Annotated in this window: 20 protein-coding genes and 1 pseudogene; 3 read left to right on the top strand and 18 right to left on the bottom strand. The window is 67.8% G+C overall.

Annotated elements, in window-relative coordinates:
• Nucleotides 1-87 precede the first annotated feature (87 nt).
• Both KHP16_RS22695 and KHP16_RS22690 read right to left on the bottom strand, forming a co-directional pair.
• Complete coding sequence (locus KHP16_RS22695) at nucleotides 88-1,398, bottom strand: MFS transporter (RefSeq protein ID WP_109585265.1); 1,311 nt, start codon at nucleotides 1,396-1,398, stop codon at nucleotides 88-90.
• A 118-nt stretch (nucleotides 1,399-1,516) separates the two neighbouring features.
• Nucleotides 1,517-1,834 carry a hypothetical protein gene (locus KHP16_RS22690; protein ID WP_109585264.1) on the bottom strand — a complete coding sequence of 106 codons (318 nt, stop codon included), beginning with the start codon at nucleotides 1,832-1,834 and terminating at the stop codon, nucleotides 1,517-1,519.
• Between the two features lie 300 nt (nucleotides 1,835-2,134).
• On the opposite strand from KHP16_RS22690, the gene KHP16_RS22685 reads away from it, so the two are divergent.
• On the top strand, nucleotides 2,135-3,007 hold the full coding sequence (locus tag KHP16_RS22685) for a DODA-type extradiol aromatic ring-opening family dioxygenase (protein WP_211961198.1): 873 nt from the start codon (nucleotides 2,135-2,137) through the stop codon (nucleotides 3,005-3,007).
• Between the two features lie 4 nt (nucleotides 3,008-3,011).
• Here KHP16_RS22685 and KHP16_RS22680 read toward each other — a convergent pair whose 3' ends face one another.
• The 5 genes from KHP16_RS22680 to KHP16_RS22660 all read right to left on the bottom strand — a co-directional run bounded on the left by KHP16_RS22680 (nucleotide 3,012) and on the right by KHP16_RS22660 (nucleotide 10,118).
• Nucleotides 3,012-4,130, bottom strand: a complete 1,119-nt coding sequence (locus KHP16_RS22680; protein WP_211961197.1) for an MFS transporter — start codon at nucleotides 4,128-4,130, stop codon at nucleotides 3,012-3,014.
• An 89-nt stretch (nucleotides 4,131-4,219) separates the two neighbouring features.
• On the bottom strand, nucleotides 4,220-5,485 hold the full coding sequence (locus KHP16_RS22675) for an MFS transporter (protein WP_109585261.1): 1,266 nt from the start codon (nucleotides 5,483-5,485) through the stop codon (nucleotides 4,220-4,222).
• Nucleotides 5,486-5,582: 97 nt separating this feature from the next.
• Nucleotides 5,583-6,005 (bottom strand): VOC family protein, encoded by a 423-nt coding sequence (locus KHP16_RS22670; protein ID WP_109585260.1) that lies wholly within the window; start codon nucleotides 6,003-6,005, stop codon nucleotides 5,583-5,585.
• Between the two features lie 12 nt (nucleotides 6,006-6,017).
• Nucleotides 6,018-6,437: a GNAT family acetyltransferase gene (locus KHP16_RS22665; protein WP_109585259.1), complete on the bottom strand. Its 420-nt coding sequence runs from the start codon at nucleotides 6,435-6,437 to the stop codon at nucleotides 6,018-6,020.
• 87 nt (nucleotides 6,438-6,524) lie between these two features.
• On the bottom strand, nucleotides 6,525-10,118 hold the full coding sequence (locus KHP16_RS22660; RefSeq protein WP_115955690.1) for an indolepyruvate ferredoxin oxidoreductase family protein: 3,594 nt from the start codon (nucleotides 10,116-10,118) through the stop codon (nucleotides 6,525-6,527).
• A gap of 330 nt (nucleotides 10,119-10,448) precedes the next feature.
• On the opposite strand from KHP16_RS22660, the gene KHP16_RS22655 reads away from it, so the two are divergent.
• Nucleotides 10,449-11,810 (top strand): NYN domain-containing protein, encoded by a 1,362-nt coding sequence (locus tag KHP16_RS22655; RefSeq protein ID WP_211961196.1) that lies wholly within the window; start codon nucleotides 10,449-10,451, stop codon nucleotides 11,808-11,810.
• Between the two features lie 3 nt (nucleotides 11,811-11,813).
• Here KHP16_RS22655 and gspF read toward each other — a convergent pair whose 3' ends face one another.
• The 11 genes and pseudogenes from gspF to gspG form a co-directional block, all read right to left on the bottom strand.
• The gene (gene gspF / locus KHP16_RS22650; protein WP_211961195.1) at nucleotides 11,814-13,031 is read right to left on the bottom strand and encodes a type II secretion system inner membrane protein GspF; all 1,218 of its coding nucleotides are present in this window, start codon (nucleotides 13,029-13,031) and stop codon (nucleotides 11,814-11,816) included.
• A gap of 19 nt (nucleotides 13,032-13,050) precedes the next feature.
• The gene (gene gspE, locus KHP16_RS22645; RefSeq protein WP_218891749.1) at nucleotides 13,051-14,607 is read right to left on the bottom strand and encodes a type II secretion system ATPase GspE; all 1,557 of its coding nucleotides are present in this window, start codon (nucleotides 14,605-14,607) and stop codon (nucleotides 13,051-13,053) included.
• A 9-nt stretch (nucleotides 14,608-14,616) separates the two neighbouring features.
• Complete coding sequence (gspD, locus tag KHP16_RS22640; RefSeq protein WP_211961194.1) at nucleotides 14,617-17,115, bottom strand: type II secretion system secretin GspD; 2,499 nt, start codon at nucleotides 17,113-17,115, stop codon at nucleotides 14,617-14,619.
• 34 nt (nucleotides 17,116-17,149) lie between these two features.
• Nucleotides 17,150-17,956 (bottom strand): type II secretion system protein N, encoded by an 807-nt coding sequence (locus KHP16_RS22635; protein WP_109585254.1) that lies wholly within the window; start codon nucleotides 17,954-17,956, stop codon nucleotides 17,150-17,152.
• Nucleotides 17,956-18,564 carry a type II secretion system protein M gene (locus KHP16_RS22630; RefSeq protein ID WP_109585253.1) on the bottom strand — a complete coding sequence of 203 codons (609 nt, stop codon included), beginning with the start codon at nucleotides 18,562-18,564 and terminating at the stop codon, nucleotides 17,956-17,958. Before KHP16_RS22630 ends, KHP16_RS22635 begins: the two co-directional genes overlap by 1 nt.
• Complete coding sequence (gspL, locus tag KHP16_RS22625; RefSeq protein WP_211961193.1) at nucleotides 18,561-20,126, bottom strand: type II secretion system protein GspL; 1,566 nt, start codon at nucleotides 20,124-20,126, stop codon at nucleotides 18,561-18,563. The genes KHP16_RS22630 and gspL overlap by 4 nt, the downstream gene beginning before the upstream one ends.
• Before the next feature lie 289 nt (nucleotides 20,127-20,415).
• Nucleotides 20,416-21,396, bottom strand: a pseudogene (gspK, locus tag KHP16_RS22620) (type II secretion system minor pseudopilin GspK); the annotation flags it as partial.
• A gap of 167 nt (nucleotides 21,397-21,563) precedes the next feature.
• Nucleotides 21,564-22,307, bottom strand: a complete 744-nt coding sequence (locus KHP16_RS22615) for a PulJ/GspJ family protein (protein WP_115955701.1) — start codon at nucleotides 22,305-22,307, stop codon at nucleotides 21,564-21,566.
• Entirely contained in the window at nucleotides 22,285-22,680 is a 396-nt protein-coding gene (gene gspI / locus KHP16_RS22610; RefSeq protein ID WP_109585249.1) for a type II secretion system minor pseudopilin GspI, read from the bottom strand. Before gspI ends, KHP16_RS22615 begins: the two co-directional genes overlap by 23 nt.
• Nucleotides 22,677-23,159, bottom strand: a complete 483-nt coding sequence (locus KHP16_RS22605) for a prepilin-type N-terminal cleavage/methylation domain-containing protein (RefSeq protein ID WP_109585248.1) — start codon at nucleotides 23,157-23,159, stop codon at nucleotides 22,677-22,679. The genes gspI and KHP16_RS22605 overlap by 4 nt, the downstream gene beginning before the upstream one ends.
• Nucleotides 23,160-23,173: 14 nt before the next feature.
• Complete coding sequence (gene gspG / locus KHP16_RS22600; RefSeq protein ID WP_109585247.1) at nucleotides 23,174-23,641, bottom strand: type II secretion system major pseudopilin GspG; 468 nt, start codon at nucleotides 23,639-23,641, stop codon at nucleotides 23,174-23,176.
• Nucleotides 23,642-23,928: 287 nt separating this feature from the next.
• Between gspG and KHP16_RS22595 the strand changes: the two genes are divergently transcribed.
• A complete protein-coding gene (locus tag KHP16_RS22595; protein WP_109585246.1) occupies nucleotides 23,929-25,149 on the top strand; it encodes a globin domain-containing protein in 1,221 nt (406 codons plus the stop codon).
• The last annotated feature ends 20 nt before the right edge of the window (nucleotides 25,150-25,169 follow it).

Below are 25,169 nucleotides of genomic sequence, written 5' to 3'. Positions count from 1 at the left end.
AGGGTGAATATACCCAATCTCCCCCCGGGTGAGCGCGCCCGTTGCAGGCGCGCCCCGGCCTCGAATCACGAGGCCGGAAACAGCCAATCAGGCGATCGGCTTGCCGGTACGATCGTGCATGAACAGCAGCGCGAGGAAGCTCACCGCGGCCGCGGCAATCGCGTAATAGGCGGGCGCATGCTTGTCGCCGCTCGACTGGATCAGCCAGGTCACGATCAGCGGCGAAAAGCCGCCAAAGATGGTCACGGCGAAGTTGTACGCCAGCGACAGGCCCGTGGAACGCACGTCGGTTGGGAACTGCTCGGCCAGTACAGCCGGTGCCGGGCCCGTGAACGCGGCCAGCAGGATGCCCAGCACGATCTGCACCTGCAGCAGCGTGCTCGTGGTCGGCGACACGTTGAGCCAGTGGAACAGCGGGTACGCGAGCACGCCGATAAGGAGCGCCACGGTGCCGAGCATGCGCTTGCGGCCCACGCGGTCGGACAGCATGCCCATCAGCGGGCACAGCACGAGGATGATCGCGCCGCAGATCGCGGTCGATTCGAACGTCGCGCCCAGCGGCAGGCCGAGCTGCTGCTTCGCGTACGACGGCATGTAGAACACGAGCACGTAGGTGCAGACGGTCCACAGCACGGTCACGCCGAGACCGGCGACGACTTCGCGCGGATGCTCGCGCAGGACCTGCGACAGCGGCGAGAACTTGACCTTGGCCGCGGCGCGCTCCGCCTGGCGTGCCTCGAACTCGGGCGGCTCCTCCAGCTGCGAGCGGATGTACATGCCAACCGGCGCGATCAGCAGACCGAACAGGAACGGAATGCGCCAGCCCCAGGCATCGACCTGTGCGGGCTCGAGGCCGTTGATGACCAGCGCGCCCATCGCGGCGCCGAGCATGAACGAGATGCCCTGGCTCGCCTGCTGCCAGCTCGCGTAGGCGCCGCGCTCGCTGTCGGGCGCGTGTTCGATCAGGAAGGCGGTGGCGCCGCCGACTTCGCCGCCGGCCGAGAAGCCCTGGATCAGGCGGGCCAGCACGATCAGCGCCGGCGCCCACGGGCCGATCGACGCATAGGTCGGCGCGAAGCCGATGATCGCCGTGCCGAGTGCCATCAGCAGGATGGTCAGCGTGAGCGCCGCCTTGCGGCCAACGCGGTCGGCATAGACGCCGAGCACGACCGCGCCCACCGGGCGCATGACGAAGCCGACGCCGAACGTCGCCACCGTCAGCAGGAATGACGTGATGTCATCGCCGGTGGGGAAGAACAGCCGCGAAATGATGACCGCGAAGAAGCTGTAGACCGTGAAGTCGAACCATTCGAGACCGTTGCCGATGGTCGCGGCGAGGATGGTGCGTCGTCGCTTGGCGGCGGAAGGAAGGGAATGTTGCGTAGCAGTGGCTTGCATGAATTGTTTTAGGAATCACCGAAATTGGGCATTGGACGCCCAACGCCATCTTAAGCGATTCCTTACATGCCGCCGAGCGAACCGGGGGCCGCCGAGCCCGCCAACAGGCGACCGGGCCTCAGCCCGGGTGATGCGGTTCGTGCGAGGGATCGGCCGATGCGGCACGTCCCGCGTGCGCGGCAGGCCGCCCATGCGGACGCCGGCGGGTGAACCAGAGCCAGACCGCGCTCGCCAGCCAGCCCGTCACGAAGACGGTGTCGCCGGCGTGGTTGAACAGCGCCGCCGCCGTCATGGCATTGCCGAATAACAGATACAGGATTTCCGCGGGAAGGCGCGCCACGATCCACAGCAGCACGGCCGGCAGGCTGCCATAGACGCCAGCCTGCCACCACAGCGCGTGGGGCAGGGTCGGGTCATGGGGCGTGCGCTTGGCCACGGTCGTGAGGGGGCGAAAAAGGAGTGGAAAACACGCGTGGGCGGGACCGTCCTCGCGTTGCCGGGCGGTACGTATCCGCATTGGCCGCCCTGTTTGCATCATAGGCCTATTCCGTTGAGTCCGGCCGCTCCAGTGCCGTGTATGCCATCCGGGTGTGTGCGTTCACCCACGCTTTTGTGGCGCCCCGGTGCCGACCGGAACTTCAGTTTTTTTGCACGACCCCTTCGCATTTGACTCCCTCCACGTCCATCCATATTGGCCACACTGAATACATCGAAGAAAGCGTTTGAAGGGTGCAACATGCTTCCCGCCATTTATGTTTCGCACGGTTCCCCCATGCTGGCGATCGATCCGGGCCCTACGGGCGCGGCGTTCGACGCGCTCGGCGCGCGCCTGCGCGCGCTCGCGCCCAAGGGCATTGTGGTGATTTCCGCGCATTGGATCTACAGCACGCTGGCCGTGAGCACACGTGAGCGCCAGGAGGCGTGGCACGACTTCGGCGGCTTTCCGCGCGAGTTGTATGCGCTGCGCTACGACGCGCCGGGCTCGCCCGCGCTGGCCGGCCGCGTCAAGCAGGCGCTGGAGCGCGCAAAGCTCCCCGGCATCAGCTACGTGGCCGAGGACAACGACCGTCCGCTGGACCACGGCGCGTGGATGCCGCTGCGGTATTTCTTTCCCGATGCCGATGTGCCCGTGATCCAGCTCGCGTTGAACCCGTATTTGCCGCCCTCGCGCCAGATCGAGATCGGTCGCGCGCTCGCGCCGCTGCGCGAAGAGGGTTACCTGATCATCGGATCGGGCAGCTTCACGCATAACCTGCAGGAAGTGTTCGGCGGCGGCCGACCGGTACAGCACGGCACGGACGTGGCGCCGTACGTGGACGCGTTCCGCGACTGGATGCGGGCGGCGCTCGACGAGGCCCTGGCGACGGGCGATACCAGCCGCATCGCCGCTTACCGAGAGCAGGCACCCTACGCACGGCGCGCGCACCCCAGCGACGAGCATCTGCTGCCGTTTTATGTCGCGCTGGGGGCGGCCCTTGGTCCAGTGCCCGGGGAAGGCGACGCACGCGTAGCGCGTGTGGCCGACGACGTCACCTACGGCGTACTGGCCATGGACACGTTCGTGTTCGAAGGCATGGGCGCCGGCGCCCATGCGCCTGCACACGCCTGACCGCTCAGGCGGGCGTCGTGAGGTAACGCCGCGCGGCACGGGCGCCGAATAGCGCGATCCAGCCCATGGTCAGCGCCACGAGCGCCAGCCCGATGCGCAGGTTCGTCAGATGTGCCGCGCCGCCAATCAGGACGGGTCCAAGCAGCAGGCCGACGTAGGCGAAGCGCGCCACCCGCGCGATCGCTTCGGCCGGCGCCACGCCCGGCAGCCGCGATGCCGCCACGAAGAAGATCGGCACCATGTTCGCGGCGCCCAGGCCCATCAGGCAGAAGCCTCCGAGCGCTGCAATGGGTACGGGCAGCAGCAGCGCGAGCACGATACCCGCGAAGCCCATCCAAGCGCTCGCCGTGAGCGTTGGCCCGTCGCCAAGCCGCGCGCGCAGCCAGTCGCCCCCGAAGCGGCCGCATGCCATGCCCCCCGAGAACGCGGCGTAGCCGAAGCTGACCCAGTCCGCCGGCGATGCCGCAACGTCACGCATATAGACGCTTGTCCAGTCGTACATCGCGCCTTCGCCGATCAGGCCGAGGAAGGCCATCAGACCGAGCAGCCACAGCGCGCGCGTCGCATGCTCGCGATGATGCGCCGCGGACGGCATGACCGGATGATCGGCGAGCAGACCGGGCAGGGTGACCACGGCCACGGTCGCCGTCAGCGCGGCCATCATCGCCGCATGGACGAGCGGCGCGACGCCCAGCGACAGCATCAACCCGCCGAACGCGGCGCCGGCCATGCCGCCGAGGCTGAACATGCCGTGCAGCGCTGACATCACGGGCCGCGTGCGGCTTGCCTCCACGGTGGCCGCCTGCGCGTTCATGCCGACGTCGAACGCTGCATTGCACATGCCGAACATCAGGAGCGCGGGCAACAGCAGGACGAACGACGGCATGGCAAGGATGGCGATGGTCGCGAGGGCGTAGGCCAGCCCGCTGAGCATCGAGGCGCGCGCGCTGCCGACGCGCGCGACCCAGCGTCCGACGGGACCCATGGCGAGAATGGCGCCGCCGGCCACGGCCAGCATCGCGAACGACAGCATCGCGTCGGATAGCGCGAAGCGCGCCTTGATGGTCGGGATATGCACGCCCCACGTCGCGAACGTCGCGCCGTTGACGAAGAACAGGGTCATGGTGCCGCGCGTGGCGCGGGAGACTGAATCAGTCGATACGGTAGTGGGATCGGACATCGGGGGCCATGCGAAGGACAAGCCGCATGGTCTCACAATGCCGTGGCGGTCGCGTGCAGCAACCCCCGCCGTCGCAACGCGAAGCCGAACGCGGCAAGGCCGCCAAAGGCCAGCAGCACCATCGTCCACAGCATCAGCCAGTACCCGTCGGCCGCCCGCCACATCAGCGCGCCGAGCCACGGCGCGACGGCCTGCGCGAGCAGCACCGGCGTCATCATCAGCCCGTTCAGCGTCGCGTAGTGGTGGCGCGAGATCAGCTCGGGCATCGCCATCGCGCGCAGCATCGTGTTGACGCCGTTCGCGCAGCCATAGAGCACGGCCGCGAGCATCAGCCACCAGCCCTTGCCGAGCGCCAGGCAGGCGAGGCCGATGCCCAGGACCGTATAGGTGGGCAGCGACAGCCGGATTGGCTGCCGTACCGGCCATTGCGTCATCACGAGCCGGCCCGCGACCTGCGCGGGGCCGATCAGCGCGGCCACGACGAGCTGCTCCGCCAGCGGCAGGCCCTTCTCGTTGAGCATCGGAATCAGATGCGCGCCTAGCAACGAGGCGATGACCGCAGTCGCCGTGAAGGCGAGAACGACCGCCCAGAACACGGGCTCGCGCAGCGTCGCGCGCGCGATACCGGCATTGGCGCCTGCGGCGGCGCCCTCCAGCGGCGTGGCGGGCTGGACCGCGTGGTAGGTCGGATGGATCGTATAGCGCAGCAGCCGCGCATGCATCGGCGCGCAGACCAGCAGGTTCAGCGCCGCAAAGCCGATCAGCGTGGGACGCCAGCCGAGATGCAGCACGAGCCATTGGGCGAGCGGAATGAACACCGTGCTGGCGAGGCCCGCCATCAGCGTCACGTGGACGATCGGCTTCTGATACCCGTCGCCGAACGCCTGCCGCAGCACCACGAACGCGGGTTCGTACAGCGTGGACGCCATCGCCACGCCGAGCGGCAACCACATCAGCAGGAACATCGTCTCCGACGGACTCCATGCCCACAGCAACAGTCCGATTCCGGCCAGCACCGATCCGCCGCACATCACGCGGTGCGCGGGCACGCGGTCAAGCAGCCGACCCACGGCGAACGAGCACAGCGCCCAGACCAGCAGCCCGAGCGAGAACCCGCCCGCGAGGAACGGCTTGCTGAAGCCGAGCGCCCTCTGCATGGGATCGATCAGCACGGTGAAGGAGAAGTACAGCGTGCCCCAGCTGATGACTTCGGTCAGGCCGAGGGTCCAGACGAGCGTCCGGGGGGAAGGTAAAGGCCGGCGATGCGCGTTCTGCGGTGAGGGAGCGGACTGGGTCATGGCGCGCCCGCGGCTGCGCGCGGGTCACGGAGATGGGGTCGGCTCATTGTATCGGCGGCAGCCGCGCGTGACCATGGCGTCGCATCGCGGCCACACGTCATGGCACGTCGTCGGCAAGGTCTGGCGGCCCCTTGAGTTCGACCATGTTGCCGTCGGGATCGTGCAGATAGATCGACGGGCCCAGACCCTCGGCGCCGTAACGCTGCTCGATGGGCCCCGCATCCACGCCATGAATACGGAAATGCTCGTAGATGTCCTTTGCATCGAATGGATCGATGCGCACGCAGAAATGATCGAGGTTCCGCCCCTCGCGGCCCGGACCGGCCCCGCCCATGCGGCCCAACTGGCCATCCAGCGAGATCACGTCGATCAGGGCATTGCCCGCGCGAAGCTGCGTCAGGCCGAGCGCGGCCTGCTCGCGTTCGACGTGGCAGCCGAGCACATCGACATAGAACCGCACGAGGCGCGGCACGTCGGCTGTGCGGAGCACGAGATGATCGATACCGGCAATGCGGAACATGCTCGCTCCTGGTCAGTGATCGGGAATCAGACGTTTGCCAAGACTCACGGCGGCATCGGCCCCATACCCAAGCTTCTCGTAGAACGCCATCACGGCGTCGTTGCCCTTGCGCACGAGCAGATTGATCTTCGGGCAGCCGCGTTCCAGCAGCAGCGCCTCGGCGCGCGCCATCAGCATGCGCCCGTAGCCGCGGCCCTGCAATGCGGGCTCGACCGCCACGTAATACACCCAGCCGCGATGGCCGTCGTACCCGATCATCGCCGTGGCGACGACGCGGCCTTCCACGTCGCCGACGAGGAACAGCTCGGGCTGCTCGGTAAGCTTGCGCGCGATGTCGCGCTTTGGATCGTTCCAGGGACGCGTGAGGCCACAGGCGTGCCACAGGGCGATGACGGCCGTTTCGTCGGCCGGGGTGTAGGAGCGAAGGTGCATGGGGACTGGTGTCGGGCCAAACCACCAGTGTAGCCAACACTGGTGGCAGGCCCATTACGGTTCGTCAGCGGAAGCGTCCCCAGCCAATCAAGCCGCGCGCTGTCCCGCCTCCGGATGCCGGAACTGCTCGAGCAGTTTCGCCCAGCGCGAGCGCGCCGCCGCGAGGTTGTTCTCCTTCACGTGGCCGAAGCCGCGAATATCGTCCGGCAGGTTAGCCAGCGCGACCGCGGTCTCATGATTCGCCTGCGACAACCCGCCCGCCAGTTCCTCGACCAGCGCCCGATACTCGCCGATCAGCGCGCGTTCCGTCCGGCGCTCCTCGGTGCGGCCGAAGATATCGAGCGCACCGCCACGCAGCCCCTTGAGCTTCGCCAGCATGCGGAACAACGTCATCGTGGACGGCCCGAAACGGCGCTTCACCAGATGTCCCTTCTCGTCGCGCCTGGCCATCAGCGGGGGCGCGAGCCAGAAGTTCAGCTGATAGTCGCGGCCGGGCTCGCCTTCGAACTGCGCGCGCAGCTTGTCGAGGAACACGGGGTCCGTATAGAGCCGCGCCACCTCGTACTCGTCCTTGTACGCCATGAGCCTGGCCAGATTGCGCGCCACGCCCTCGGTCACCGGCAGCGGCTTGCCACTCCCCACCAACGCCGACTCCGCAGCCCGCATCCGCTGCACCACCTCGCGATACTGCTCGGCATACCGAGCGTTCTGGTACTTCGTCAGCAGCTCCACTCGGCTGGCGATCAGTTTCTCCAGCAGCGCGCCGGTCGACGTCGGCAGCTTCACCACGTCGCCACCCTCGGCGACGTTGCCAAGCTTGCCCGTCAGCGACAGCACATGCTCGGGGTCATGCGCCATATGGCGGCCCCAGTCGAAGGCGGCCTTGTTCTTCTCGACGGACACGCCGTTGAGTTCGATGGCGCGTTCGAGCGCTTCGAGCGAGAGCGGAATCCAGCCCTTCTGCCACGCATACCCCAGCACGAGCGGGTTCGTATAGATGGCGTCGCCGATCAGCGCGACGGCCAGCGCGCTCGCGTTGATGAAATCGCAAGACTCGCCCACCGCATTGCGCAGATCCTGCTCCGCCGACAACCCGGGGAACTGCCACTTCGGATTGCGGATGAACTCGGCCGTCGGGGTTTGCGCGGTATTGACCACCGCGCGCGTGCGCCCCGCCTGCGTCTTCGAGATGACCTCGTCGGTCGCGGAGACGATCGCGTCGCAGCCGATCACGAGGTCGGCTTCGCCCATGGCAATGCGCGTCGCATGCAGGTCATCGGGCCGCGCGGCGATCTGCACGTGCGACAGCACGGCGCCACCCTTCTGCGCGAGGCCGGCCATGTCGAGTACCGTCACACCCTTGTTCTCGAGGTGCGCGGCCATGCCAAGCAGCCCGCCGATCGTCACGACGCCTGTACCGCCAACGCCCGTCACCAGGACGCCATACGCGCGGTTCAGCGCGGGCAGTGCCGGCATCGGAAGCGCGGGCAGGCTCGACATCGAGATGCCATGCGCCTCGGGTTTGCGCACCTGCGCGCCTTCCGCCGTCACGAAGCTCGGGCAGAAGCCGTTGAGGCACGAGAAATCCTTGTTGCAGGACGATTGGTTGATCTGGCGCTTGGTGCCGAGGTCGGTCTCGAGCGGCTCCACCGACAAGCAGTTCGACTTCACCGAGCAGTCGCCGCAACCCTCGCACACCGCGTCGTTGATGAAGGCGCGGCGCGCGGGATCCGGATACGTGCCGCGCTTCCGGCGGCGGCGCTTCTCGGTGGCGCAGGTCTGGTCGTAGATCAGGATCGTGCAGCCGGGGACTTCCCGCAATTCGCGCTGCATGGCGTCGAGCTGTTCGCGGCCATGCACGGTCACGCCTTCGGGCAGCTTGATCGCGCTGTTGTACTTCTCCGGCTGGTCCGTGACGATGACGATGCGCTTCGCGCCTTCCGCATGCACCTGGAACGCGATGTCCTGCACGGACAGCTGCCCATCGACAGGCTGCCCACCAGTCATGGCCACCGCGTCGTTGTAGAGAATCTTGTAGGTGATGTTCACCCCCGCGGCGATCGACGCGCGCACCGCGAGCAGCCCCGAGTGGAAGTACGTGCCATCGCCGAGGTTCGCGAACACGTGCTTGTCGCCCGCGAACGGCGCCTGCCCGATCCACGCCACGCCTTCACCGCCCATCTGGCTGAACGTGCTCGTGTTGCGGTCCATCCAGACCGTCATGTAGTGGCAGCCGATGCCGGCGAGCGCGCGCGACCCCTCGGGCACGTTGGTCGACGTGTTGTGCGGACAGCCCGAGCAGAACCACGGCTTGCGCTCCGCCGTCACGCGCGGCGTGGCCAGCGCGCGTTCCTTCGCTTCGATGATCGCGAGGCGCGAGGCGATGCGCGCGCGCACATCGGCGGGCAGGTCGAATTTTTCCAGCCGCGTGGCGATCGCCTTCGCGATGATCGCGGGCGACAACTCGTAGTGCGCCGGCAGCAGCCAGTTGTTCTGCGGAATCGACCATTCGCCGCCCGCATTGTCCTTCTCGTCGAACTTGCCGTAGACCTTGGGCCGCACGTCGTCGCGCCAGTTGTACAGCTCTTCCTTGAGCGCGTACTCCATGATCTGGCGCTTCTCCTCGACCACGAGGATCTCCTGCAGGCCTTCGGCGAACGCGCGCGCGCCGTGCGCTTCCAACGGCCAGACGCAACCGACCTTGTACAACCGGATGCCCAGCTGCGCGCAGGTCTCGTTGTCGAGGCCGAGATCGCACAGCGCCTGGCGCGTATCGAGGTAGGCCTTGCCGCCGGTCATGATGCCGAAGCGCGCGTGCGGGGAATCGATCTCGATACGGTCGATCTTGTTGGCGCGCACGTACGACAGCGCCGCGTACCATTTGAAGTCGAGCAGCCGCGCTTCCTGCTCCAGCGGCGGATCGGGCCAGCGGATATTGAGGCCGCCCGGCGGCAGGATGAAGTCCTCCGGCAGCACGATGCGCACACGGTGCGGATCGAGTTCGACCGATGCCGACGATTCCACCACGTCGGTCACGCACTTCATTGCCACCCAAAGGCCCGAATAGCGACTCATCGCCCAGCCATGCAGGCCGTAGTCGAGGTACTCCTGCACGTTGGAAGGGAACAGCACCGGCAGGCCGCATGCCTTGAAAATGTGCTCGGACTGGTGCGCGAGCGTCGAGGACTTGGCCGAATGGTCGTCGCCGGCGAGAACCAGCACGCCGCCATGGCGCGAAGAGCCCGCGGAATTCGCATGCTTGAACACATCGCCCGTGCGATCGACGCCCGGTCCCTTGCCGTACCACATGCCGAACACGCCATCGAACTTCGCGTCCGGGTACATGTTGACCTGCTGCGAGCCCCACACCGCGGTGGCGGCGAGGTCCTCGTTGAGTCCGGGCTGGAATACCACCTCGTGCGCGGCCAGATGCTTCTTGGCCTTCCACAGCGACTGGTCTAGCGCGCCGAGCGGGGAGCCGCGATAGCCGGAGATAAAGCCGGCGGTGTTCAATCCGGCGGCGCGGTCGCGCTCGCGCTGGAGCATCGGCAGGCGTACCAGAGCCTGCGTGCCGCTGATGTAGATACGGCCGCGCTCGAGCGTGTATTTGTCGTCCAGGGAAACGTTGTCGAGCGCGCGACGGATGGCGTCGCTGACCGGGGCGGTCAGGGGTGCGTTCATGAAGGCTCCTCTATGGGGCATGCTGTCGGGATCACCGACACATCATTTATGGGGCAGCCAGGCATTGCCTCTTGTGAAGGCGCCGCATGGCCGTGTCTCTGCGGCGATGGTAGCACTCCCTCCACGCCGGCGGTACCTTGCCATGCAGCATAAAACGGGCCAGCTACCCCATGGTTTCCCCTAGGGGCGCGGCTATCGCGTGTACACTGCGGTGCATCCAGGACCGCGCCGCCGGGTGTCTTTCCCGTGCCAATGAAGCGCATGCGCCGCATCGCATCTCGCCCCTTACCGGCCCGGCCGCTGATTTCGCCTGCTTACTCCGCAAACGACATGACCATTGTTTCCCGCCAGGGCACCGCGACCCTGGCCGTGCTGATCGACGCCGACAACGCGGCGCCCGCCATCGTCGAAGGCCTGCTGGCCGAAGTGGCCAAGTACGGCGTGGCCGCCGTCAAGCGCATCTACGGCGACTGGACCAAGCCCAACCTCGCTGGCTGGAAGGAAAAGCTGCTGTCGCACTCCATTCAGCCGATCCAGCAGTTCCGCTACACCGTAGGCAAGAACGCCACCGACAGCGCGATGATCATCGACGCGATGGATCTGCTCTACACGGGCCGCTTCCAGGGCTTCTGCATCGTGTCGTCCGACAGCGACTTCACGCGGCTGGCTTCGCGCATTCGCGAGCAGGGGCTGACGGTCTATGGCTTCGGCGAGCGCAAGACGCCCAAGCCGTTCGTGACGGCTTGCGACAAGTTCATCTACTCGGACGTGTTGCGTGCGGAGGTGGATGTGGAAGGCGAGGGCGTGGAAGGCGCGGAAGGCGTCGAGGGCGCGGCCGCGCCGGCACGCCGACGCAGCACGGGCGAACTGCGTCAGGACTCGCGCCTCGTGCGTCTGCTGCAGAGCGCCTCGAAGGCGGTGTCCGACGAGGACGGCTGGTCGACGCTCGGCGGTATGGGCAACCACATCGCCAAGCAGGCGCCGGAATTCGACTCGCGCAACTATGGCTACGGCAAGCTCTCCGAGCTCGTGGCGGCCACGGGCCTGTTCGAGGTCGAGACGCGCAATGGCGGCAACAACAAGACGATCTGGGTCCGCCTGAAGAAGCGGAACAAGGGCGGCGGTCAGGACGTAAAGACCCCGCCGCCGCAGCAGCAGGCGCAGCGCCCCGTACCTGCGCCTGCGCCCATGCCGCACATCTCGGCGGACGCCTTGCCGGAAAACCCACCAGAAACATCTCCGGTCGAATTCGACCCGATGGCGGCCGCATCCGCCCTCGACACCGGGCTGGATGCGGAACCCGAACTCGACCTGACCCCGGAACCGGCACCGGTCACGCTGACGCCAGAGGTGGAAGAAAACGCGGGCTCGGCGTCGACGCTGATTCCGGAAACCGTCGAGCCGGAAGAGGAAGAGGCTCCCCGCCCCTCGCGCTCGCGGGGCAAACGCCCGAAGCGCCCCGAGGTCACCCTCGGCGAAAAACCGTGGCCCATCGACGCCTCCGTGTTCGCGGCGCCGGGCACCACCGTGCTATCCGCCCAACCGGCCTCGACCGTGCAGTCCGAACCAACCCCGGAACCCGAACCCACGGCGGAACCGGAAGCCGCGGCACAGGCCAGGAAAGCTCCGGCCAAGAAAGCTCCCGCCCAACGCGCGCCAAGAAAACGCGCACCGAAGAAGAACGAGGCTTGATGCTTACCGCACCAGCTGGTTGATCTCGATAATCGGCATCAACACCGCCAATACGATGAGCAGCACCACCACGCCCATCGTCAGGATCAACAGCGGCTCGAGCAGGCTGGTCAGAAACAGCGTCCGGCGCTCGAGTTCCTGCCCCTCGCCGGTGGCGGCCCGCTCGAGCATCACGGGCAGGTTCCCGGTAGCCTCGCCGGAACGAATCAGATGCACCAGCACGGGCGGAAACTGGTTCTGCGCCGCGAGCGCGCGGGCCAGTGACGCGCCTTCCCGCACGCGCGTCGTCGCATCGTCGACGTTGGTCTTGAGCGCCTGATTGGTCAGGGTCTCTCCAGCCGCCTGCAGGCTGCGCAAGATCGGCACCCCCGCGGAAACGAGAATCGCCAGCGTGCTGGCAAACCGCGCGGTGTTGTAGCCGCGAATCAGCTTGCCCATCAGCGGCGCCGTCAGCAGCCACCGATGCCACGCCAGCTTGATATCGGGCTGCCGCAACAGGCTCCGCACGATCAGCGCGATCACCGCGATTACCCCCAGCGCCGCCCACCACCAGTTCCGCACGAAATCCGACAGCGCGAGCATGACGATCGTCAACGTCGGCAGCTTCTGCTTGGTGTTGGCAAACACGCTGACGACCTGCGGCACAACATAGGACAGCAGGAAGATCACGATCGCAAACGCCACCACCGTGACGATCGCCGGATAGGTAAAAGCCAGCCGGATCTTCGATGTCAGCGTATTGCGCGTCTCGATATACGTTGCGAGCCGCTCGAGCACCAGCCCCAGATGCCCCGAGTGCTCACCCGCGGACACCAGCGCACGGTAGATATCCGGAAAATCCTTTGGATGCTGCGACAAGGCCACGGACAGCGAACTGCCCCCCATGACCTCCGCACGAATCCCCGCCAGCAACTCGTGCACATACTGGCGTTCCGCCTGATCGGCCAGCGCGCCAAGCGCCTCGTCGAGCGGCAGTCCGGAGACGATCAGGCTGGCGAGCTGCCGCGTGAACAGCGCCTGCTCCTGCGTGCTCAGGCGCCGCACAAAAAGCGCGCTGCCACCCCGCTGAGCCGCGCCGCTCCCCGCAAGCGGATCGACGATGATGGGCGTCAGCCCCCGCGCGCGCAACTGACTGCGCGCCTGCTTGGGACTGTCGGCTTCGATGACGCCGCGATCGGCACGCCCTGCGGCGTCCGCGGCTTCGTAACGATAGGCGGGCATGCTGCGTCAGGCTCCCCGGCTAGTCGCGCGTGACACGCAGCACTTCCTCGAGTGCCGTCGCGCCACTGTCGATCCAGCGCTGCGCATCGCCACGCATGGTGTGCATGCCCTTGGCCAGCGCGGTCTGCTTGATTTCGGACTCGGGCACCTGTCGATGGATCATCGTGCGAATCTCGTCATCGACACTCAGGAGTTCGTACACGCCCATTCGTCCCTGATAGCCCGAATGGCCGCACTTGTCGCAGCCCACCGCATGCCAGACGCGCTGCAGCGGCTTCCCTTCAGCCTTCAGCACGTCGGCCTCCGCCGCGGTGACCTCGATCACCTCCTCGCGCTTGCAGTGCGGGCACAGCCGCCGTACTAGCCGCTGCGCGAGCACGCCCAGCAGCGACGACGACAGCAGGAATGGCTCGATCCCCATATCGACGAGACGCGTCACGGCCGAAGCCGAGTCGTTCGTGTGCAGCGTGGCGAGCACGAGGTGACCCGTCAGCGAGGCCTGCACGGCAATCTGCGCGGTCTCGAGGTCCCGGATTTCCCCGATCATCACCACGTCCGGATCCTGCCGCAGAATCGCGCGCAGGGCCTTGCCGAACGTCATGTCGATCCGCGGATTGACTTGCGTCTGACCGATACCGTCGAGGTCGTACTCGATCGGATCCTCCACGGTCATGATGTTGGTCGTGTGCGAATCCAGCCGCGACAGCGCGGCGTACAGCGTCGTGGTCTTGCCCGAACCCGTCGGCCCCGTCACGAGCACGATGCCGTGCGGCTGATGGATCAGGTGATCGAAATTGACGAGCGTCTCGCGCGCCATACCGAGCTTGGCGAGGTCGAGGCGGCCCGCTTCCTTGTCCAGCAGACGCAGCACCGCGCGTTCGCCATGACCGGTCGGAAGCGTTGACACACGAACGTCGACCGGACGCCCGCCCACCCGCAGCGTGATCCGGCCATCCTGCGGCAGGCGCTTCTCGGCGATATCGAGTTGCGCCATGATCTTGATCCGCGAAATCAGCGCGCCATGCAGCGCCTTCTTCGGCCGCACCACGTCGCGCAGCGTGCCATCCACACGGAAGCGCACCACGGAGGACGACTCGAACGGCTCGATATGGATATCGGAGGCGCCTTCGCGCGCGGCCTGCGTCAGCAGCGCGTTGATCATGCGGATGATCGGCGCGTCGTCCTCGGACTCCAGCAGATCCTCGACCGCCGGAATGTCCTGCATCAGGCGCGACAGATCGACTTCGCCTTCCACCTCGCCCACCACCTGTGCGGCGCTGCCATCCTGGCGGTTGTAGGCGTCGGACATCGCGCGCTCGAGCGCGTCGGGTTCCAGCACGCGCAGGCGCAGCGCGCCATGGACGCGCGTCACTTCGGCCAGCGCGGACGGCGAAGTCGCGCGGCTGACCCAGACCTCGAGGCCGTCGGGACGCTGATGCGCGATCAGCAACCCGGCTTCGCGCGCAAAGCTGTACGACACAAGCCGCGCGGCGATGGCCGAAGGCGGCTCGAACACGTCGAGCGCGCCCGGTGCAAGGTCGGTCTCGTCAGGCTGGGTGGAAACGTCGGTGGCCATGACAGGACTTTAGTTGATGGGGCCGCGCGAGAAAGCATCGGCCAGCGCGATAGCCGGATTCTGGCGCGACGCCTGCGGTGCCGGCACCTGCACGGAAGGCTTGGGCTGCTCAGGTAGCGACGACGGTTGCGACGTCGCTTGCGGCGACGGCTGCGACCGTTGCGACAGCGGCCGCGACGGCTGCAGCGCCGGATCCGGCACCTGCTGCGGCGGCATCATCGGCTGCGGCGACTGCTGCAGCGGCAGCGGCGGCGCGAGCGGCGTCGTGCTGCGCGGATCGACGAACGGCGCCACCGGCGCCTCGGGCGGCGGCAGGACCGGCGTGTTGCGATCCGGAATCATGATGTTCGGCGACACGTAGCCGGTCTGCTGCGCGCGCATGAAGTCGTAGCGATCCTGCGCCAGGCGATCGGTCGCCCCGCCCGTGCGCATGACATAAGGCCGCAGGAACACGAGCAGGTTGGTCTTCGCGCGGTTCTTGTTTTCGTAGCGGAACAGGCCGCCGATCCACGGCAGGTCGCCGAGGCCCGGCACTTTCTGCACGCTGTCGCCGTAGTTGTCTTCGATCAGGCCGCCGAGCACGATGATCTGGCCATCGTCCACCAGCACGTTGGTCTCGATCGACCGCACGTTGGTCGTGGGACCCGCCGTGTTGTTCTGCGTGCCTTGCACCACCGACGACGATTCCTGGTAGATCTGCATCTTCACCAGGCCGCCATCGGTGATCTGCGGCCGCACGCGCAGCGTGATACCCACATCCTTGCGGTCGAACGTGTTGAACGGCGTCACCGTGGAGGTGCTGCCCGTCTGCGCATAGGAACCGGTCGTGATCGGAATGTTCTGCCCGATCAGGATCTTCGCCTCCTCGTTCTCGAGCGTGATCAGGTTCGGCGTGGACAGCAGGTTCACGCTGGAATTGGTGCCGAGCGCGCGCAGCAGGGCGCCAAGGCCGATGGCCCGGTTGACGATGCCGAGGTTCAGGCCGCCAAGGTCCGGCACGAGCTGGGTCGCCGCCGCGAGGCCCGCCGTGGGATTCTGGTTGTACGCCGCCACCGCGCCGGTCAGGTTGATGATGTTCTGGCCGCCCGACCCGAAGTTCGTGCCCGCGAACACACCGGTGTTGTTGTTGTTCGAGGTCAGCAGACCCTGCCACTGAATACCCAGCTCGGCCGAGTTCGTGGACGACACTTCCACGATCATCGACTCGATGTAGACCTGCGCGCGGCGCTGGTCGAGGTCGTCAATCACGGTGCGCAGGTTGCGGTAGACCGGCTCGGTCGCCGTGATGATCAGCGTGTTGGTCGACGGATCGGCCTGGATGATGCCGCCCGTGGTCGGCTGCTGGTTCGTCGCGAACGAGGCCGAGAACGCGTTGCCGCCGCCGCTGCCGAAACTCGAACCGCTGCTGCCGGACCGGCCGCCACCGAAGCCGCCATAGCCGCCCGAGCTGCTCGAACCGCCGTATTGGCCACCGGTCTGCGCGGTCTGCGATTGCCCGTACGCCCCCGTACCCCCGGCCGCGGTCCCGCCCGCGCCGCCCGGCGTCGTCGCGGAGACGAAGCTGCTATCGGCGGCGACGATCGCGCGCAGCGTGGCCGCGAGCTTGACCGCATCGGCATTGCGCAGGGGCACGACCCAGATGTTGCCGGGGCGCGCGTAGGGCTGGTCGATCTTCTCGATCAGCATGCGCGCCTGTTGGACGCGCGCGCGGCTCGAGGCGCGGATCATCAGCGAATTGCTGCGCGGCTCGGCCACCACGGTCGTGCGCAGGCTTGCGTCGCCCGTACCCGCCGCCGCGGTACCGCCGGCGGCGGATGGGTCGAGCAGCTTCTGCAGCGTGACGGCCGCATCGCTGGCAATCGCATTCTTGAGCGGCACGATCTCGACTTCCCCCGTGGCCGGCGCATCGACGGCCGCGATGATGCGGGCGAGGCGGCGCAGGTTGTCGGCGTAGTCGGTGATGACGAGCGTATTGTTCGCCGGGTACGCGGTAATCGTGTTGTTCGGCGCGATCATCGGGCGCAGCACCGGCACGAGGTTGTTGGCCGACTCGTAGTTCAGCCGGAACACCTGCGTCACGACCTGATCGCCACGGCCCGCCGCGCCGCCGATGACGGTGGGCGATCCCTGCAGCTTGGCATCGGCTTCCGGCACGACCTTGGTGAAGCCGTTGCTCTCGACCATCGCATAGCCCTGCATGCGCAGCACGGAGCCGAGTGTTTCAAGCGCCTGTGCGCGCGACACCGGCTGTTCGGTCACCAGGTTGACGGTGCCCTTCACGCGCGGGTCGATCACGAAATTCTTGCCCGTGGCCTGGCCCACCGCCTTCACGACGGAGTCGAGGTCGGCGTTGACGAAGTTCAGCACGACCTGGTCGCGGTTTGGCGGCGAGACGTCGGTCTGCTGGGCCCACAGCGGCGCCGGGGCCAGCAGGGAGAGGCCGCACAGCAGGGCGGTGGCGCGCGCGAGGGCGGTGCGGATGAAGGGTCGGTGTGCTTGGGTTCTCATAATCGGTTCCAGCCGGCTTCGGTTGCGTCGTGGTTCAGAAGCGCAGCCTTGTCACATTGTCCTCTCGTCGTCCCAGCAGGCTCAGCAGCCCAGCCAGTTGCGCGGCGGCTTCGGGGTCGGCTTTCGCCGTGCCTTCGAAGCGCGCCGTCTTGCCCAGCGTGCCGCTGCCCTCCAGGTACAGCGGCCCCGCCATGGTCTTCAAATCCAGTCTTCCCGCGGCGCCGGTCCAGTCGATTTCGGCGCGGTAGCTGCCCAGCGGCCGCAGCCGGCTGACCGCCGATGATACTTGCTCGATGCGCAGGGTCAGATGACCCTCCAGCGCGCCATCGGCAAAGCGTCCGCGCATCGCCGTCCAGTCCAGACGCATCTGCCCATCGGGGCGCAGCGTGTTGAAGGGCGCGCCCACGCCTTCCAGCAGCGACGCGGGCAGACGCATCGCGCCGGCCTGCGCGGTCCAGCCGCGCGGCGTCACCGCCAGCGCAACCGGCGCGGCGAGCGAATGGTCGTGCGACACGACCACGCGCAACGTGCCCGTGAGCAGCGGCCAGAACGGCACGGTCCACGCCAGCCTTCCCGGCAATACCGTCGCCGTCTGGCTGCCGGCGCCCGCGGACAGCGCCACCGTCGCGCTGCCATGCCATATCGTGCCGGCCGCGTCGGCGAGCAGCACGCGCTGCCCAGACCGCGCGGCCACGCTGTCCGCCAGCCACGCGGCGGGCAGCTGCGCGATCAGCGTGACGATGACCACCAGCACGCCCAGCAGCGCCCAGCGCAGGCGCCGCCAGAAACTCGACTCGCGCCGGCGCCGGCGCGGCAGCCGGAGGGACTCCAGCCGCGCCATCAGTTGCGCCCGCCAGCGCCGGGGCCTTGCAACGTGGCGGTGACGTTGACCAGCGCCGTGGCGCCGACGTACTGGAATCGCGCATCCGTGATCTTGAGGCGCTGCTGCAGACGCACGTCCTGCAGCCAGCTCGCCACCGATCCAAAGGCTACCTTCTCGAGTTGCACCTGCACGGCGTTGTCCCCGGTCGTCGCCAGACGCGTGGCCTTGAGGCCGTGCTGGCCCAGGCTGTCCTGCAGCGCCTGCGTCAGGGCGTCGCCGCGCAGGGACGGCGCGGGGCTCGCGGACAGGCCGCGCGCTTCCTGCGCCAGCGTTTCCATTTCCGCGAGGTCCGCGCGCAGGCCCGGCAGCTGCTTGGTCAGCGCCACGCGTCCCGCCGCGGCCGGCTCCCACAGCAACGTGTAGCCGACGACCAGTACCAGGATCAGCGAACCGCCGCCGAGAATCGCCTGCTCGCGCGGGTTGCGCGCTTCCCAGAACGCATCGAAGCGCTCATGCCACCGCTCGGGGATGCGCGGACGCAGCCGGGAGAAGCGGGCCATCACGTTCGCGCCGCGCGCGCTCTTGCGGCGGCCGGCGCTGGTCCCGGAGGTTGTCGTGTCTTTCATGATCCGGGCTTCACCATCCAGCGCGAGCCCGCGGGCCCGGGCGTGCCGGTGGCGCGCGTCATCGCGTCCGGCGGGTTCTTGTCTTCATCCATCTGCAGGCCCGACTGGCGCACGGTGTTGCGCAGCGCGTTGGTGTCGGTGCCGGGCTTCAGCGTGACGTACAGCGTGCGGCCGCGATATTCAAGCGACTGCAGCGCATCGGGCGCGAGGCTGCGCGCGGCGTTCGCGAAACGGTCCGCGAGCGGCAGGAAATCGTCGGGCGTGCTGCGTCCGGACGCCAGGCGAAGCTGCTCGACCTGACGGCGCATCTGCAGCGGCGGGTCGATGACCACGGGAATCTGCGGGAACGCCGTGCGGAGTGCCTGCGTCTGTGCCGCCTCCAGCCGATCGCGCTCCTTGCGCAGCATCAGCCAGTGAGCGTTCATGCCCACGATCTGCACGAGCAGCACGCCGCAGGCCAGCGCGAGCGGCAGGCGCCAGGCGCGCAGGTTCCAGCGATCGATGCGGCCCTGGGCGAATTCGAACTGCGCGAGGTCGAGGTCGCGTTGCCGCAGGCAATCCTCGGCGCCCTCGAGCCAGACGCGCCAGTCGTCGAGGGGCCGGGGCGCGCGGCCCGTATGCCGGCGCTCGTAGAGCGCGGGTACCGGCGCGTGCGCGAGCGCCGTGCGGTCGCCATGCCAGCGGCCGGCCGGCGCCAGCGCCTGCCATGCCGCCAGCGCGTCGTCGCCCAGCAGCAGGCCATAGCCTTCGTAGGCGCCCGTGCGGACCGTCACCTGCCAGAGCCGGTCATTGCCGATGCGCGTGGCCGGCGCATTCTCGAGCAGGGCCGCGGATTCGGCGAGCGCCGCCGTGGCGGCCTCGACGACCAGCGTCGCCAGCTGCACCGGTGCCTCCGCAGGTGTGGCGGCTCCGCTTGCCGCACCACCGTCCGTACCCGGCTCTGCGCTCGGGTCCGCGCTCTCATCCTCCGGATCCGCCAGCGGATCGACCTCGGCATCCACGCCCTCGGTCGCCGTGGCCAGCTTCGGCTCATACCGGCGCAGGACCTCCGGCGACGCCAGCGGCGTCAGCGGAATGCACAACTGGGCGGGCACCACATGGCGCCGCCGGTGCTTGTGATCGGCAAAGGCATCGAGCACTGCCCGCAGCCAGGCCCGGTCGGCGACCATCAGCAACCGTCGCCGTGCCCCGCGCGGCGGCGCGCCGGGCTCCAGACCCGGGCCGATCGCGATATGGCAGGGCTGCGCGTCGGTCGCGAGCGCATCCTCGACCAGATTGGGCAGCGCGAGCTTGAGCCGGGCCGGCGGCAGCGGCGGCACCATCGCGTGGGTCAGCAGCACATCGCTGGCGGCGACGATGAGCACGAGGCGATCCGCAGCCGGCAGCTCCGACACGGAAGCGTGGCCTTCGCGCAACAGATCGGGCGCGCTCGCTTCGCCGACGCGGCGGCTCTTGTCCACCACGGGCGTGCGTACCAACGCAAACGGCATCGCGCCGAGCTGCCACGGTTGCGGCTGGTCATGCGGCCGTTGCGGCAGGCGGACGTAGAGGGTGGTACTCAAAATATCCTTGGATTCACGGAATACGGATCTGATGGACGCTTGTCGCCGTCACATCGCGAACGTTGGCGCCGATTTTCGCGCAGGAACTCACGCGGAAACCCATGCGGGCATGTCACGCGATCATGCGAGAACGTCTCGGCGGCCGCCCGCAGGCGGTCTCGATGACCGGTGCGCCGGGCAGGCGCAGCAGCATACCTTGCCTGTGTGACTAACTGGCGTCAATAGCAGTCCGTCTGATTGCGCGCGCCCCGAAATGGCCCTAGTTGACACGCGCCGCGCGCGGACAGGGCTAGCGCACCTCGGGCAGACGGTCGGTGTCGTGCACCCACACGACGCGCGTCGTGTTCCCGCTGCCGAGCACGTCCGCGCGGAACACCAGCGACACCTGCAGCCGGTTGGCACGCTCATGCCGGACCAGCCCGTAGATGAAGAAATAGTGCGTGCGCACGTCCAGCAGGCTGGTGGCGGTACTCGCATTCACCTGCGGGGCAATCGCGGAGAGCTGGTTGACGACGTCGTTGGTATTGTTGAAGTACGCGCGATCGCGCTGGCGCACGAGTTCGCGCGCCTTGTCGATCGGCATGTTCATGACCGCCGCGAGCACTTCTGGGTCCGCGGTGTTGGCATTCACCTTCGTGGACTCGGGCAGCACCGCCACGAACGGTTCGAGCAGCGCCACCATGTCCGGCGAGAAGCCCGGCACCGCGAGCAGATCGTCGGCGCTCTCGGGCGGGCGCGGCGCGGGCTCGCCGTTGCTGCTCGTGCCGCGCGCCGCGCGCACCATGTACTGCGCGGTGGGCTCGGCCAATGACGCATTGAGCCCGAGCATCTGCAGCAGGCGCTGGAAGGCGACCATCTGCGTATTGTCCACGCTGTACGCGCGCGTATTGCCGTCCGCCGACCGCAGCACGAGGTTCGTCAGATTGAACCGCGCCTGCGCATCCATGATGCGGCCGGACAGGAACGAGACCTCGCCCGCCTGGTCCGTCCGCAGCCCGGCGCCAAGGAAGTCGGAAAGCTTGGTCTCGGCCACGGGCACCGACCACGGCTCGCCGATGTAGTCCACCTGCGAGCGCCGCTGGTCGTCGCGCAGGATCAGCCGCGCCCAGTCCACGGCCGCGCGCTGGATCCACGTAGCCTGCGCAAGCAGCCGCTGGTTCTCGATCGAGCGGATCTGCACCTGCTGCCGCCACAGCATCCCGGATACCACCACCACCGCAAGCGTGACGACGAGCAGCGCCGTCACCACCGCGGCGCCGCGCTGGGCGCGCCCCCGTAAGTGTCGCCGTAAGTGTCGCCGTGAGTGTCCCGGTGAGTGTCCCGCAGAGTGTCCCGGTGAGCGCGCACGGTCCGCCGGGCGGGCGGACGAAGGGCGGCCGGAAGGGCGGCCGGAAGGGCGGACCGATGAGAATAGGGAAGGGCGTACGTCCGGCATGCTCATAGCCCCGTCATGCAGACTTTCTGGAACTGCCGCGGCGAATCGCCATCGCCCATGCGCGCGATGATCGTGAGTTCCACCGCGCGGATCGCCGTAGCGTTGGCCACATTGCCGAAGTCCGCCTGGGCATCGCTCGCGCCCGTCGCGCCGGCGATCGCCGCGCCCGCCGCCGCGGCGGCACTGGCGGCCGCAATGCCCTGGACCAACGCGCCATAGATACGGCCCGTGTCCGCCTGCCAGCCGCCCGGTTCCACCCAGGCGCGGGCGGACATACTGTTCACGTCGCGCACCAGCGGCCGCACCTGTACCGCCTGCCCCCCGGCCTGCCGCATGTTCAGCAGCGCGCCGCGCACCTCGTTCCGCGAACCAAGATACGGGCTCGCCGCGCGAACCAGCGTATTGCCGTCGAGCCGGTACGCAATGACCTGCCACGCCGTGGGCTGGCCTGTGTCGCGGCGGTCGCGCACCATCAGCAACTGGCCCGGACCGAGCTCGAGCGGGCTCGCCTGCAGCAGCGACGCGGTCGCAAGATGCTCGCAATCGGACTGGAGCTGGCCGTACAACACCTTGAGCGCGTCCAGACGAAGATCGTGGTCGGTCAGCCGCTCGCGGCTGCGCGTCAACGAGTCCAGCGCGCGCCAGCCAATCACGGCCATGACCGCCAGCAGCGTGATCGCAACCAGCATCTCCAGCAGCGTGAAGCCGCGTGCGTGCGGTCGGTCAGAGCATGTTGCGCGTTTCATTGGGGACGAGGGTGACGAGCCACGCGAGCCGCACGGACTTGTTCGCAGCGGAAGGGTAGACCGCGATCTCCACGCGGCGAAAAGACGGATTCGGTGTGCCGGAGACCGTTTCCTCGCACCACAGCGGCGTGCCGCCCTGCGGGCAGTCGTACCCGCGCGTGCCCGGTTCGGGCCAGGTCTTGGCGAGGCGCAGCGTGGCGAGGTGATTCTCGGCGCTCCACTCGGCGAGCATGCGCGACTGCAGCGAGATACCGGCTTCCACCATGGACCCCATGGCGCGCATGGCTGCGGTGAGCGCCACGGCGAGAATGGTGAGCGCCACGAGGACTTCAATCAGCGTGAAGCCCCGCGCGGGGCGTTGGCGTCGGATCATGGCCGCGCCGTGGCGAGATAACGGCCGCTGCCGTCGCCGGTCACATCGACGCGGATCGCACCGCGCGCGAGGACCAGCCGCTGCGGGCCATCGACGAGCTCCCGGCCGAAGACCAGCCGGAAGATACCGTTGCCGCCCGAACGGCCGCCCTCGGCGATCGCCACGCTGTCCATGGCGAGCCGCCATTTGCCGGGCGCGAACACGTCGGTGCGCATCGGTTGCCAGCCCTGTGGCGTGGCCTCCAGAAACCGCCATCCCCGCGCGTCGCCTTCCCATGCGATAGGACGCGCGCCGAGCTGCGCTTCTTCCTGCGCGAGTTCGAACAGTCTGGCAATGCGCTGGCCGTCGTCAAGAATGCGCCCGCGCTCGTTCGGCGAGGCATTGACGGCGACCAGCGAGATCACGATGCCGGCAATCACCATGACCACCAGCAGTTCCAGCAGCGTGAAGCCGCGGGTGGCAAGGGAATGTCGGCGCATCGGAGGCGGGTGGCTTAGTCCCAGTTGCCGATGTCGGCGTCGTTACCGGCGCCGCCGGCCTGACCGTCGGCGCCAAAGCTGAAGACGTCGATCTCGCCGCGCACGCCGGGGTTCAGGTACTGGTACGGATGGCCCCAGGGATCCTTGGGCAGCTTCTCGAGGTAACCCTCGCCCTTCCAGTTGTTGGGCACGGGTTCGGTCGTCGGCTTGGAGACCAGCGCGGGCAGGCCCTGCTCGGTCGTCGGATAGCGGCCGTTGTCGAGACGGTACAGCTTGAGCGCCTGCATGATCGACGAGATGTCCTGGCGCGCGGCCACGACCCGCGCCTCATCGGGACGGCTCATGATCTTGGGGACCACCAGTGCCGCCAGCACGCCGAGGATCACGATCACCACCATGATTTCGATCAGCGTGAAGCCACGCGCACGATGGTTGCGGGCGAGCGGGTGTCGGGTACGGGTGGAATTGGCGAATCTATGCATCGTATCTGGCCTCGTGCCTGGTCTGCCGGGATCATCCCCGCCGGGCAACGTCGGCGTGGCCGGAATGGCCAGCCAGTATAACGCCACGGGGATGACCGTTTGATGTGCGGGCGCATCCCGTTCCACATTTCGTCATTCGGCGTCCTGCCATCAAAAACTTGCATATAAGATGCATCTTATCTATCATGGGCCTCAGAATTCGTGGTTTCCCGAGCCGGCACATCCACCGCCGGCTTTTGATTGCCCTAAAACATGCATTTTCCATGCATTATTAACGGAGTTTCCCGATGCTGTCCGCTGCTTCCCGCCCCTACATCGATGCAAGCATCCCCGTCCTGCGCCAGCACGGCGTCGCCATCACCACGCGCTTTTACGCGGACATGTTCGCGGCGCGGCCGGAGCTGACCCGCCTATTCAACATGGGCAACCAGGCCAACGGGTCCCAGCAGCAATCGCTCGCATCGGGCCTGTTCGCCTACGCGGCCAACATCGACAACGGTGCCGCGCTGGCGCCCGTGATCGAACGCATTGTCCACAAGCACGTCGCCGTCGGGCTGACGCCCGCGCACTATCCGATCGTTGGCAAGTACCTGATTGGCGCGATCAAGACCGTGCTCGGCGATGCAGCGACACCCGAACTCATTGCTGCGTGGGACGAAGCGTACTGGCTGCTCGCCGGCGAGTTCATCGCCGCCGAATCGCGTCTCTACGATCGCAGCGGCATGGCCGCGGGCCAGTTGCTGCCGGTGCGCGTCATCGCCCGCGAGGCGCAGAGCGAGGCCGTGATGTCGCTCACGCTCGCGTCGCCGGACGGCAAGCCCCTGCGCGATTTCGAGCCGGGCCAGTACATCAGCGTGGAGGCGACGTTCCCCGACGGCCGGCGCCAGCTGCGCCAGTACTCGCTCTCCGCCGAGCGTGGCCTGCCGACGTGGCGCATCTCGATCAAGCGCGAGACCGGCGGGGCGGACACGCCCGAGGGTGCGGTCTCGAATTGGCTCCATGACACCGTGCAGGTCGGCGCGACGCTCCATGTGAGCACGCCATGGGGCGAGTTCACGCCCGAAATCGACGACCGGTCGCCGATCGCGCTGCTGTCCGCCGGCATCGGCATCACGCCGATGCTCTCCGTGCTGCGCACGCTCGCGGTCGAGCAGCCGAACCGCCCGGTGCTGTTCGCCCACGCGGCGCGCCACGGCGGCCATCACGCCCACCGCGCGGACCTCGCATGGGCGCGGGAGAGGCTCACGACGCTCCATACCCATATCAGCTACGAAACCCCGACCGACGCGGATGTGGCTGGCCGCGATTACGACCATGCCGGCACCATGCCGACCGCCGCGCTACTCGCGCACCGCGACACCGCGCGGTTCGCGGATGGGCGCTTCTATCTGTGTGGCCCGCTCGGCTTCATGCAGGCTCAGCGGCATGCACTGATCTCCGCGGGCGTGCCTGTGCAGAACATCCATCGGGAAGTCTTCGGTCCGGACCTGCTCGACGATCTGCTCTGATCCCCGGCCGCATCAATTGT

This window comes from Cupriavidus plantarum, from assembly GCF_905397285.1.
Taxonomy (GTDB): domain Bacteria; phylum Pseudomonadota; class Gammaproteobacteria; order Burkholderiales; family Burkholderiaceae; genus Cupriavidus; species Cupriavidus plantarum.
This window is presented reverse-complemented; position numbering and strand designations above follow the sequence as displayed.